The sequence below is a fragment of the Thalassospira mesophila genome (assembly GCF_002115755.1).
Taxonomy (GTDB): Bacteria; Pseudomonadota; Alphaproteobacteria; order Rhodospirillales; family Thalassospiraceae; genus Thalassospira; species Thalassospira mesophila.
This window is the reverse complement of sequence record NZ_JFKA01000001.1, coordinates 303,388-315,745: the sequence shown is the minus strand read 5'-3', so window position 1 is coordinate 315,745 and position 12,358 is coordinate 303,388. Positions and strand designations below refer to the sequence as shown.

Below are 12,358 nucleotides of genomic sequence, written 5' to 3'. Positions count from 1 at the left end.
ACCCCCCGAAGGGATTTCTATTGAACAGGTTGGTTATGCGTAAATTATGTGGACTCATCTTCGCTTTGATCATGTCGTTTTATGCCATCGGTTCGGCATATGCGGCGCAACCGGTTTATACGCTGGGATCTGGTGACAAAGTTCGGATTACCGTCTTTGGCGAGCCCGATTTATCGGGCGAATTTGAAGTCTCGGGCGAGGGGCAACTCTCTCTGCCGCTGATTGGCACAGTATCAGCCGATGGAAAAACCCTGCGGACTCTTGGCACCGATATCGAAGCCAAACTAAAGGAAGGCTATCTGGTTGACCCCAAAGTCAATGTCGAAGTCCTCAATTATCGCCCGTTTTATATTCTGGGTGAAGTCAAGGAACCCGGAAGCTATCCCTTCGTCAATGGCATGAGCGTGTTAAATGCCGTTGCCCTGGGCGGTGGCTTTACCTACCGGGCTGACAAAAGCGACATTCTGATCATTCGCGGCGGTGACGAAAGCCGACAACCGGAAAAAGCCACACCGGAAACAATTGTTCTGCCAGGTGACATTGTCAGGGTTGAAGAACGGTTCTTTTAAACCGATCGAACCGGCATATTCCAAAATTAAAAAGACCGGCACATCGCCGGTCTTTTTCAGTAGCGGCCCGACAATTTCCACCGGGGGTATTGGCAAATACGATCACAAAAACCGATATCCGGTCTTTTCCAGCCGAAGACAGGTGAGATTGCCGGAATAATAGGCCCCGGTATCAATCCCCACCCGGTTAACCCTTATAACCGGTTCTTCGACCACAGTATGACCATGCACAACCACCCGTGCTAGCGGCGATGCATGGCTTAAAAAAGGTTCGCGAATCCAGCGCAAGGTTTCCGGTCCCTGGTCTGCAAACGGACGCTCCGGGTCAATTCCGGCATGCACGAAAAGATAATCGCCCACTTCAAAACTGTCGCGAAACCCCCGTAAAAACGGCTCATGCCCGGCATCGGCCATTGCACTTTGTAAATCTTGTGACGCTTTAACCGCCTTTTTGCCATTAAAGGCCCCCGGTGCGACCGACACATTGTAACTCAGCAACGTTTCTGCACCGCCATAGCCCCACCATTCCAGGTTATTTTCCGGGTCATCGAGAAATTTGAACATAAATTCCTCATGGTTCCCCATCAACCAGACCTGCTGCAACGCGCTATCCTGATGCGCTAAAATCAGATCAATCACGTGTTTGCTTTGCAAACCCCGGTCGACAAGATCGCCAAGGTAAATCACCGTTTTTTGCTGTGAAACAGCCACCTCGTCATCGCGAATTTTTGCCAGTTTCCGTTCCAGCAAATCAGCACGCCCATGAATGTCACCAATCGCATAAACAACAACATTATCGGGAATTGCTGCCTCATCAAATGTCACAGCCTTGCGAACCGATTGTGTCGGCGTCTTCTTTTTGCCGAACCACCCAAACATAGCGACGTCCCTTGTTATTCCGGGCGCATTTGCGCCACAGAAAGATTTATAACGTTACTGGCTCCACCGAACATGCCGGTTTGTCTAAACAACAGGCCGCTGGCGCCAAACACCATCCCGATCCGCAATAAGATTATCAAATCTTTGGTCGGGGCAATGTTGCGCCTAAAGTATGTTTCTTTTAATCCTTGGCCACCAAAGACATGTAAATCCAGACCCGATAGGTTTTACCGTCCGGCCCCTGATAGGAAAACCGGCCCCAGCCATTTTTCTGCTCTAACAAACTCATTGCTGTTGTGCTGGGCATTGCAAAGGCAACTTCATAATCCGTACCCGGGCCCATCCGGGCATTAACATTGTTAGACGTCGTCCGCCAGACCTCACCGGAAACTTGTGCGCCAGCCTGAGCCGGGGCGGCGGGCTCGGATGTTTTATCTGCGCTAGCTTCAGAAGCAGGCATATTGCCTTGTTCTGACGACGCATCCGCGCTGTTTTTATCGTCATCTGCGGGATCGCTGGTCGCTGTCGCATCGCCCGTCACAGCACCTTGCGCGAAGGGCTGCGCAAAATCGGGATTTTTCGCGTCATCTTCGGTATCAAGGGCATTGTTCATGCCAAGTGCCTGTGATTCGCGTGTTTCCGTCGCTGTTTTGTCGTCGGGTTTCGCGCCATCCTCTGGCAGGCCGATTTCCGATATCTCAAGCGGGCGGCCATCCACGACAAGCTCGCGCAGTTTCCAGCAATCGGTAGTGGTTTCAGCGTGCGCCGCACAAATATATTCGACCTGCCCATAATAGGCCGGTGACAAATTACCGCTGCGCGCCGTTCCGCGAAAAACCCATCGATCCTCGTCAGTCCTGTCCCCGGGCACCAGCATGGCAACTTTATAGCCATGCATGTCGAATACCGGCGAAATACGATCAGAGATACCCGCATAAAGCTGTGCTGGCGACGGACGAAACCGGTCGGCCGTTTTTTGCTGTTCTGCCTTTTGCTGGGCCCAAAACAGCCACACGCCCAAGGCAATGACCCCGAGAACAATAACTCCGATAAACAGCTTTTTCATTCAAACTCGCTTTTGCAAGGCTTCTGGCACACCCAATCACCGAATGCGATGAAACAGTTCAGACGGACGGTAAATCTTAATGTCAGCATCCTATGAATCTGATCCCGTCGAATCCAGTCACAAATTTAAATTTCATTCAATCATGCGGGTTGCTTTTTCCGCCCTTAAGGTCCCCGGGTTTCAGATTATCGAAAATGTGGCATAATATTCATCACATCAATTTATATTCCTGCCTCAGAGCACGTCAAATTTGCCTGTATTTGGGCAAAATCGTGCCAAATTCACCCTGTTTTGCCCTCAAAACAGCCCTTTGATGGCACTTGATATTCGCCTGTTTAATGCAATAATTCATATTATGTTATTGACGATACATATCACCTATTTTACGGTGCGGCCCTGGCTTGGCAAACCGATCAGGCACGAGTACACCTTCAAAGAGAAATGACCATGACCCCAAATGATCTGAAAAAGGCACTGGCCTCGGGCCTGCTCTCCTTCCCGACAACCGTCTTTAACGACGATTACAGCTTTAACGAAGGCCGCTACCGTGAACAGGTTGCCTGGCAGTCAGGCTTTGGCGCAGCGGCCCTGTTTGCCGCGGGCGGCACGGGCGAATTTTTCTCGCTTTCACCCGAAGAAGTGGTAAATGTTGTCCGCGCCGCCAAAGCCGAAGCTGGCAATACCCCGATCCTGTCTGGCTGCGGTTATGGTGCGGGCATTGCCCCGAAACTGGCCCGTGCGGCGCAGGATGCCGGGGCCGATGGCATTTTGCTGCTGCCCCATTATCTGGTTGGTGGCGATCAGGAAGGCCTGTTTAACCATATTCGCGCGGTTTGCGACGCCGTTGATATCGGCGTAATTGTCTATAACCGCGATAACAGCATTGTCACCCCCGACACACTGGCAAAACTGTGCGACGTCTGCCCGAACCTGATTGGTTTTAAGGATGGTGCCGGCGATATCGACCTGGTGTCGCGCGTATGCATCAAAATGGGCGACCGTTTAACCTATATTGGCGGCATGCCCACCGCCGAAGTTTATGCCCAAGGCTACAAGGCCATTGGCATGACCACTTATTCGTCGGCTGTGTTTAACTTCATGCCGGAACTGGCGCAAAAGTTCTATTCCGCTGTCACCAGCGACGATGCAGCAACCGTCAAATCGCTGCTGGAAAACTTCTTTTACCCCTATGTTGCCATTCGCGACCTCGGCGCAAAACGCGGCTACGCCGTTTCCATCGTCAAGGCCGGCCTAAAAGCCATTGGTCGCGATCCGGGCCCGGTGCGTGCGCCTTTGTGCGACCTTCGCCCCGATGAATATAAATTGCTGCAAGACCTGATCGCCAAAAACAGCTGAATTGGCGAAAGGACCGGAAAACATGATATTGGACTTGCGAAATATTATGTTGTCTGACAAGCATAGATAAGATGAGTTTGGGGCAGACTGCCAGATTGGCATTTTCTGCCCCCGCTACCCCGGCCACATGGCACACTCCATGAATGATAAAAGCAACATCCCGGACCCACGTCTGAAACGAGACCCATCAAGGAGGAAACGATGATCAATCGTTTGATTAAAATCGCCGCAATCGGCGTTCTGGCTGCGACTGCCTTTTCAACGTCTTCATTTGCCGCTGACTATCCCAACAAAGATATTCGTATGATTATTCCGTGGGGCGCTGGCGGCGGCACCGACGGTATCGTGCGCAAGCTCAGCACCATTGCTGAAAAAGAACTTGGCACATCGATCTATGCCGAAAACATCGAAGGCGGCGTCAGCGCCACCGGCGTTCTCGAAGTCATGAAGGCCCGCCCGGACGGATATACCCTTGGCTCGCTGACCTATGACTCGGTCGTCACCGTTCCCTGGCAGGGCCTTTTGCCCACCTACAAGCTCGACAAGCTGAAACTGATTGCGCGTGTCACCAGCGAACCTGATGCGCTTATCATCGCATCGGACGCCCCGTATAAATCGGTTGCGGACCTGGTCAAAGCGGCCAAGGAAAACCCGGGCAAAATCAAAATTGCCATTCAAAATACCGGTTCGCGCCTGCACCTGGCGATGCTGCAGTTCGAAAAACTGACCGGCACCGATTTCAAACTGATCGCCTATCCCGGTGGGGCTGCCCCGCAAAAAGAAGCCATCCTGTCAAAAGAAGTCCAGGTTGCCGCCACCAGCCTTGGCGATTTCTCGTCGCTGATTGAATCGGGCGATGTTAAAGGCCTGGTCGAATTTTCCGACAGCCGCAACCCGACCTATAAAGACGTCCCGACCGCCAAGGAAGAAGGCATCGACCTTCAGATCGGCAGTTTCATCGTGCTTGCTGCCCCGGCAAAAACCCCCGATGACGTCGTTGCCAAAATCGAGGCTGCCTATAAAGCCGCCCTTGATAGCGACGAATTTCAGACCTGGGTTGCCAAGGTTGGCGTTGCGCCGAACTGGCTGGGAACGGCTGACGTCACCAACTGGGCCAATGACACCAAGGAAACTCTGTTCAAACAGATGCAAACCCTTGTTGACCAGGGCGTGATCAAGAAATAATCCCTTCCCTATCAAAGGACGGCGGCCGCACTGGCCGCCGTTCCCCATTTTGACGACCCTTGTCGAAACGGAGACGACCAAATGAAGTCCGGTTCATCGGGCGGCTGGGACAGACGCCTAATCCTGCCTTTCGTGCTGTTTGTTATCACCAGCATTTATCTTGCCACCGCCCTGCAAATTACCGCCCAATTTGACGAAGGACTGGTTGGCCCGTCCTTTGTGCCCGTTGTGGCTTCCATCCTGATGTATATTGCCCTGGCTTTTGTCGTTCTTGGCATGCGCAACGACACGGACAAAGCCGCGCGCGAGAAACTTAACCTCGCCGCCCCGCTCAAGGTTGTCGTCGCCACTGCTGTTTATATTCTGGCCTTCAAACCGCTGGGATACCCGGTTTCGACATTTCTATATGTCTATGCCCTGCTCTATATTTTCGGGCTTGAAGATACCGGCCCACTCAAGCGCATTGCCTATACAGCGGCCATTACCGCCGTTTTCTATGCCCTGTTCGCGCTTATTTTCCAGGTTCGCCTGCCATTGTTTGATACCGAATTTTGGGGGATGTTCTAATGGACTTTACCCTTCACATTCTGGGGGGCTTTGCCGCCCTGGCCGACCCAACCGTTCTGGGCTATATGATTCTCGGCTTTTTGATCGGCACTTTCTTTGGTGCTGTTCCCGGCCTGACATCGGTTCTGGCCATTGCCCTTTTGCTGCCCATTACCTATAGCCTTGATGTTGTCCCCGCCCTTGTGATGTGTGCCTCGATTTTCATGTCGGGCATGTATGCAGGCTCCATTACCGCCACCACCATTAATATCCCCGGCGCGCCATCTTCAATGATGACCTCGATCGAGGGGTATGCCCTGATGAAAAAGGGTGAAGGGGCAAACGCCCTTGGCCACGCCGCGTTGGGGTCAATGATTGGCGGTGTCATCGGGTCGCTTTTGCTGATTTGCTTAACCCCGGTTGCCGCCAAGCTGGCCTTGCTGATCCAGACACCGGGCAAGTTTTCGCTGATCCTGTTTGCCCTGATCGTGATCGTCATTTCCCAGCGCAATGCCATTGCCAAAGGTTTTGTCGCCACACTTCTGGGCATCATGATTGCCACCATCGGCATTGATGTGATGCAACCGATTGCCCGGTTTAATTTCGGCACCGAAGTACTGGTTGAAGGCATCGACATGATGCCGCTGATCATTGGCACCTTCGCGATTAGCGAAATTCTGTTTCAGGTCTGCGAAAACCGCAATTCCCTGACCGTTGATAAAAAAGTTATCGACATTCCCCCCATTCGCCGCCGCGACTTTTTTCCGACTATGGCCGAAATTCGCGAAATTGGCGTCTGGACCTATTTAAAAAGTGCCATCATCGGCTATTTCATCGGCGTTCTGCCCGGTGCCGGGGGGTCGATGGCGGCGTTTGTGTCCTATGCCGAAGCCATGCGCAAATCGAAAAACCCGGACCTTTATGGCAAGGGATCGCGCGAAGGCATTGCCGCGGCCGAAACCGCCAATAATTCCATGTGCGGCGGGGCCTTTGTCCCAATGCTGATGTTTGGTATTCCCGGCGACCCGACAACGGCGATTGTGCTGGGCGTTCTCATCATTAACGGTCTGCAACCCGGCCCGCGTTTGCTCGACACCCAAATCGACCTGATCGCGCCAATGTTTGCATCGCTTCTGATCAGTGCGCTGGTTCTGATCCCGCTCACACTTTACTTGCTCGGCCCGTATTTCGTTAAAATCGTCTCGATCCGCAAGGCGGTGCTGTATTCCTGCATTGCTGTTGTGGCGCTGGTTGGCAGTTATGTTGCCACCTATTCACCGTTCCAGATGATGCTGGCACTGGTGTTTGGTGTGCTGGCCTTTTTCCTGCGCCAGCAAAAATACCCCACCGTCACCTTGCTTCTGGGCTTTATCCTTGGCCCCGATCTGGAACAGTATTTGCGCCGGGCGCTGTCGTTAAATGATGGTAATCCGCTAACCTTTATCACCAGCCCCGACAGCCTGTTTTTTCTGGCCTTAACGGCGGTGTTTTTCTACTTCATGGTTATTCGCACCCCGCCGAATGCCAAAAAAGCCTGATCGCGGTAACAGACATATTGCCAATACCGTAAATTTGCGCCACTGACGTTTAACCACGTCAGTGGCCATCGTATTTCAAAGACATACCGGTAATCCTGGGCCACAGCCTTGCCGGGCAGATGCAAGGGACCCGCCGGGCATGATATCCTCCCTGATTGATCAGTTAGGCCCCATTTTTCTGCTGGTCGGGGCTGGTTTTGTTCTGGCCTGGCGCGGGTTAATCGGTGCCGCGGCCATTCAGGGCCTTACAAAAATGACCTTCTGGGCTTTAATCCCTGCCACCCTGTTTCAAACCATTTCATCTAACCGGGTCTCGGAACTTTTTAATCTCGATATCTGGATCTGCTATTACGGGGCCGTGATTGCTGCCGCCCTGATTGTGTTTGTCGTCCTGACCCGCTGGCAAAAAAACAGCCGCGCCGAAGGCATCGTGCTGACCTTTGGCGCGATCTTTTCCAATATCGGCATGCTCGGCATTCCTGTTATTGATATTCTTTATGGCCATGACGGGCTTCTGGTTCTGGCCACCATTTTATGTATTCACGCGCTAAGCCTGCTGACCCCGACCATCTTGCTAATGGAATGGAGCCGCAACAAAACCGGCAACCCCGGTGCGGTTCTGGCCAATACGCTGCGCGCCCAAATCTGTAATCCCATCATCATCGCCATTTTGTGCGCCATTGCCGTGGCCTCGTTCGATATCAAAATGCCGGTGGTCGTTGATACGTTTTTCACCATGCTCAAACAGGCGATGCCGCCCATCGCCCTGATGCTGATCGGGGCGGGCATTTACGGGCAAAAGCTGCGCGGTAACATGACCACCAGCATGATCGCCGCCACCGCCAAGGTGTGCTTGCTGCCTGCGCTGGTGTTTATCATCGGCCTGGCTTTACACATGCCGTTAAAAATCATGGGCCCTGCCATCATGATCGCCGCCTTACCGCCCGGGGTTAATTCGGTGCTAATGGCGGCCTCCTATGACACGGCGCGTGAACGCACGGCCACCACCATGCTGGTCGCAACCCTGATGTCGATTATCGTCATCCCACTGCTGGCCATTTTGCTGGTTTTACCCGGCGAATAACAACTATGGGGTCAGGGGATTACGCCAGCCGCAACGGGCCATTTGAAACCCATAAAAAAGCCCCCATGCCTGAAACCGGCATGAAGGCATAAATCAATAGCGTACCGTGCGTTACTGGCGGCAATTAACGTGCCGGTGGCGTCCAGAACGGGGCGGGTGTCATCAGCTTGTTTTCCTGGTTCACCAGATGGCCGGCTTCGGCACTTTTTTTCAAATAAGCCTGCCATTCCGGGTCTGCCTGCAATGATTTGCGTTTTTCTTCGCGGTCTGCCGCGCTGTCATAGGCCCAGATATGAACATATGAATTCACCGGGCCGGTTTCGGTTACCATATAGGCATGGGGCTGGCCCAAGTGGCGGCTTTGCACCGGAAAGCCGAACTCGCCATACAGGGCGAGCTGCTTTTTAAGCGTGCCGGGATAAACGGTGTAAGTGCGAACGTCGTACAGCATGATGATGTCGTCCTTTTAGGTGATGTCGCATGGAATGCCCCTGCCGATAAACAGGGCAAAGCATCCTCCCTTGATCTTCTGTTTCTACAATAAGTATTATTGTCAGACAACATTATTTAGTGATGACACCGCAACAACCGTATGCAACAAAGTTATATTACCGGTCGCGCGCCAGTTGAGCCTGCTGTAACGGCCGCCCCAGATAAAGAGTTCCGAAAAACCCGATGCAAAAACCAGAACCAAACCGCTACGAAAAAATTGTCCGTCCCCGGCGCTTGCCCGATGAAATTGCCGCCAAGCTGACCGGCCAGATCAGCGAGGGCATTTTGCAGCCTGGCGACAAATTGCCAACCGAACAGGAACTTGCAACCAATTATGGTGTAGCGCGAACCGTGGTGCGCGAGGCCGTTTCGCAATTAAAAAGCGATGGCATGATCCAGTCCAAGCAAGGCGTTGGGGCTTTTGTTTCCGACCCCGGCGCGCGCAGCGTTTTTCGCATCAGTGCCGATTGCTTTGCCAAGCGCAAGGAACTGGTACAGATTCTGCAATTGCGTACCAGCAACGAAGCCGGTGCCGCCGCCCTTGCCGCCGAAGCACGTAGCGATACCGACCTGACCCTGATTTATGAACAGCTTCAATCCATGCAGGTGGCGACTGGCCAAACCAGCTTTGAAACGGCCGAACTTCGCTATGATGCTGAACGCCGGTTTTACCGGGCCATCGCCAAGGCCTGCGGCAACAGTTATTTCTACGATTTTCTGACCATGCTGGATGGGCGGATTGACGCCAATTTGCGCCGGGTCGCCATTAAGAATGTTATGACGGCCGAATGGGGCGGCGGCGTTATTGGTGAACATAAAAGGGTCTATGAAGCCATCCGGGCGCAAAACCGCATCGCGGCCGAAGGGGCCGTACGCCAGCATTTTGAAAATGCCGCCGGACGGCTGATGGAACGGGCCGACATTGCCGATATCACGCCGATATGAAGTTAGGCGAGAATGACCGCACATAAGGCCGCATTTTGGCAATATCGCCCTTTACCTGGGCTTTCGTGCGTGATGATATCCATAATGTCTCGATAAAAACAAAATAAACATATGACTGCCGCCACCACCCGCCATCAGTGAGGAAGAACATGTCCTATACCCCCGGTCTGCGCCACGGAGGGCGCATTCTTGTCGATCAGCTGCAAATTCACGGCTGCGAGCGCGCCTTTCTTGTTCCCGGTGAAAGTTTTCTGGCCGTGCTTGATGGCATGGTTGACCACCCGGAAATCACCCCGGTAATTTGCCGTCAGGAAGGCGGTGCTGCCATTATGGCCGAGGCCTATGGCAAGCTGACCGGAAAACCCGGCATTTGCATGGTAACGCGCGGCCCCGGCGCGACCAATGCATCGGCCGGTGTTCATGTTGCCCATCAGGATTCAACCCCGATGATCCTGCTGGTCGGCCAGATTGGCCGCGATATGGTCGATCGCGAAGCGTTTCAGGAAGTCGATTATCGCAAAATGTTCGAACCGCTGTGCAAATGGGTTGCCCAGATCGACAGCATCGAACGTATTCCCGAATATATCAGCCACGCCTATCACATTGCCACATCGGGGCGCCCCGGCCCGGTGGTTCTGGCCCTGCCAGAGGACATGCTGTCTTCCAGCGCGGTTGTTGCCGATGGCAAACCCTATGTCGAAATTGAAGCCCGCACCGCCGCCGAAGACGTTACCGTTTTCCGGGCCGAGCTGGAAAATGCTCGCCAGCCGATTATGATTGTTGGTGGTGGTGGCTGGACCGCGCAGACCAGCCGGGATCTGATCCGCTTTGCCGAGACCAACAATGTGGCGATTGCGACCTCGTTTCGCTGTCAGGATTATATGCCCAACAGCCACCCCAATTTTATTGGCGATGTCGGCATTGGCATTAACCCCAAGCTGGCCGGGTTTATCCGCGATTCCGATCTGGTGATTCTTGTTGGCTCGCGCATGGGGGAGATGACCAGCAGTGGCTATAGCCTGCTCGATATTCCCTGCCCCAAACAGCGCCTGATCCATGTTTATCCGGGCCCAGACGAGCTTGGCCGTGTTTACCGGCCCGACATCGCGATTAATGCCTCTCAGCGCTCGTTCATGCGTGCCATCGCCGATATGCCCCCGGCAGATGGCAGTGCGCGTGCAGAGCAAATCGCACAGGCCCATGAAGCCTATCTCGCGTTCTCGACCCCGCTTGATACGCCAGGGGATGTTAAAATGGCCCATGTGATTGGCCATCTGCGCGACAATCTGCCCGACAACGCCATTCTGACCAATGGGGCAGGCAATTATGCCGCGTTTTTGCACCGTTTTTATCGCTATGAAACCTATCGCACCGAACTGGCCCCGACGTCGGGCTCGATGGGCTATGGCCTGCCCGCTTCGGTATCGGCAAAATTGCACCACCCGGACCGCCCGGTGGTGTGCCTGGCTGGTGATGGTTGCTTTTTGATGCACGGGCAGGAATTTGCCACTGCCGTTCAATATGGTGCCAACATCATTGTGGTGGTGGTTAATAACGGCATGTTTGGCACCATTCGCATGCATCAGGAACGCAATTATCCAGCGCGTGTCTCGGGCACAGAACTGCACAATCCCGACTTCGCCGGTTATGCCCGCGTCTTTGGCGGCCACGGCGAAACCGTCACCAAAACCGAAGATTTCGGCCCGGCCCTTGAACGGGCGATTGCCGCCAATAAACCGGCGATTATCGAGGTACAGGTTGACCCGCAGGCCTTAACACCGGTTAAAACACTGGAACAGATTCGGGCAGGATCCTGATCGCAGCGACGGACGAAAACACCGGCAAACACTGACGAGAAAGCCGCCACCTGATGACCAGGTGGCGGCTTTCTGTGTACGATAGAAAGAAAACATCGGCGCTCAGCGTTCAAGCACACCATCCGCAATGGCGGCCTCAACCAGATCGACGGTGTCACACAGTTTTTCATCAATAACATGAAGGTATTCCGTCCAGTCGCCAAGATGAGTCAGCTCCGTCGCTCCATCGGAAATACCGCGCAAGCCGATCAGTGGCACATTAAACTTATGACAGGCGCGCAGAACGGCAAAAGTCTCCATATCGACCATATCGGCATCAACCAAGTCATAGGCCGCACCCGCAACAATGCTGGCACCGGTCGACAATGTCGCCTCGGGAATACCGGGAATACGATACGGCAAATCGACCGCAGCGGGCAGTTCGACAAACGGCGTACAGCCTTTCTCGAAACCAAGAAGAGAAACATCCATGTCGCGGTAGGAAACCGAGGTGACCTGAAAAACTTCCGCCTGAGGTAAAGAGCGCGACCCCGCCGAACCAAGAGAGACGACGACATCGGGTAACGCCGCGCGCACTGCCATTTCAGCCAATGCCGCAGCAAGGTTCACCCCTGCTTCCACCGGACCAATCCCAATCATCAACGGCTTAATGCGCGCCTGGAGATAAGCGCCATATTCGGCCGGGGCGGCCATGGTGTAGAGGATTTTTGCTGCGCTAGAATATACAGGCGACATTTTTACAACCAATTTTAAACGTCCAGAAGTCGTCAGCATATTGACTTTCAACATATTTCGCCAGACCTCCGGCCATTGCTGCAACCTTAATGATCGAACACAACAAAATCACCATTTGACGACGCACCCAACCTCGCGTTATTCAC

General features: G+C 53.7%; 12 protein-coding genes. 8 read left to right on the top strand and 4 right to left on the bottom strand.

Annotation, left to right across the window (positions count from 1 at the left end; genetic code table 11):
• Positions 1 to 71 precede the first annotated feature (71 nt).
• On the top strand, positions 72 to 569 hold the full coding sequence (locus tag TMES_RS01485; protein WP_245835161.1) for a polysaccharide biosynthesis/export family protein: 498 nt from the start codon (positions 72 to 74) through the stop codon (positions 567 to 569).
• Positions 570 to 671: 102 nt separating this feature from the next.
• Here TMES_RS01485 and TMES_RS01480 read toward each other — a convergent pair whose 3' ends face one another.
• On the bottom strand, positions 672 to 1,448 hold the full coding sequence (locus TMES_RS01480; protein WP_085578744.1) for a metallophosphoesterase family protein: 777 nt from the start codon (positions 1,446 to 1,448) through the stop codon (positions 672 to 674).
• A gap of 181 nt (positions 1,449 to 1,629) precedes the next feature.
• The gene (locus TMES_RS01475) at positions 1,630 to 2,514 is read right to left on the bottom strand and encodes an SH3 domain-containing protein (protein WP_085578742.1); all 885 of its coding nucleotides are present in this window, start codon (positions 2,512 to 2,514) and stop codon (positions 1,630 to 1,632) included.
• Between the two features lie 447 nt (positions 2,515 to 2,961).
• On the opposite strand from TMES_RS01475, the gene kdgD reads away from it, so the two are divergent.
• From kdgD to TMES_RS01450, 5 genes are all read left to right on the top strand, one after another.
• Positions 2,962 to 3,870 carry a 5-dehydro-4-deoxyglucarate dehydratase gene (gene kdgD, locus TMES_RS01470; protein WP_085579772.1) on the top strand — a complete coding sequence of 303 codons (909 nt, stop codon included), beginning with the start codon at positions 2,962 to 2,964 and terminating at the stop codon, positions 3,868 to 3,870.
• A gap of 201 nt (positions 3,871 to 4,071) precedes the next feature.
• The gene (locus TMES_RS01465; protein WP_085578740.1) at positions 4,072 to 5,055 is read left to right on the top strand and encodes a Bug family tripartite tricarboxylate transporter substrate binding protein; all 984 of its coding nucleotides are present in this window, start codon (positions 4,072 to 4,074) and stop codon (positions 5,053 to 5,055) included.
• 81 nt (positions 5,056 to 5,136) lie between these two features.
• Complete coding sequence (locus tag TMES_RS01460; protein ID WP_085578738.1) at positions 5,137 to 5,622, top strand: tripartite tricarboxylate transporter TctB family protein; 486 nt, start codon at positions 5,137 to 5,139, stop codon at positions 5,620 to 5,622.
• On the top strand, positions 5,622 to 7,139 hold the full coding sequence (locus tag TMES_RS01455; RefSeq protein ID WP_085578736.1) for a tripartite tricarboxylate transporter permease: 1,518 nt from the start codon (positions 5,622 to 5,624) through the stop codon (positions 7,137 to 7,139). The genes TMES_RS01460 and TMES_RS01455 overlap by 1 nt, the downstream gene beginning before the upstream one ends.
• 139 nt (positions 7,140 to 7,278) lie before the next feature.
• Positions 7,279 to 8,223 carry an AEC family transporter gene (locus TMES_RS01450; RefSeq protein WP_085578734.1) on the top strand — a complete coding sequence of 315 codons (945 nt, stop codon included), beginning with the start codon at positions 7,279 to 7,281 and terminating at the stop codon, positions 8,221 to 8,223.
• Positions 8,224 to 8,347: 124 nt separating this feature from the next.
• Here TMES_RS01450 and TMES_RS01445 read toward each other — a convergent pair whose 3' ends face one another.
• The gene (locus TMES_RS01445) at positions 8,348 to 8,674 is read right to left on the bottom strand and encodes an NIPSNAP family protein (RefSeq protein WP_085578732.1); all 327 of its coding nucleotides are present in this window, start codon (positions 8,672 to 8,674) and stop codon (positions 8,348 to 8,350) included.
• Between the two features lie 224 nt (positions 8,675 to 8,898).
• On the opposite strand from TMES_RS01445, the gene TMES_RS01440 reads away from it, so the two are divergent.
• Together TMES_RS01440 and TMES_RS01435 are read left to right on the top strand one after the other, a co-directional pair.
• The gene (locus TMES_RS01440; RefSeq protein WP_085578730.1) at positions 8,899 to 9,660 is read left to right on the top strand and encodes a FadR/GntR family transcriptional regulator; all 762 of its coding nucleotides are present in this window, start codon (positions 8,899 to 8,901) and stop codon (positions 9,658 to 9,660) included.
• A gap of 149 nt (positions 9,661 to 9,809) precedes the next feature.
• A complete protein-coding gene (locus TMES_RS01435) occupies positions 9,810 to 11,477 on the top strand; it encodes a thiamine pyrophosphate-binding protein (protein WP_085578728.1) in 1,668 nt (555 codons plus the stop codon).
• A 102-nt stretch (positions 11,478 to 11,579) separates the two neighbouring features.
• Here TMES_RS01435 and TMES_RS01430 read toward each other — a convergent pair whose 3' ends face one another.
• Positions 11,580 to 12,266 (bottom strand): 5'-methylthioadenosine/S-adenosylhomocysteine nucleosidase, encoded by a 687-nt coding sequence (locus TMES_RS01430; RefSeq protein WP_245835160.1) that lies wholly within the window; start codon positions 12,264 to 12,266, stop codon positions 11,580 to 11,582.
• Positions 12,267 to 12,358: the final 92 nt, after the last annotated feature.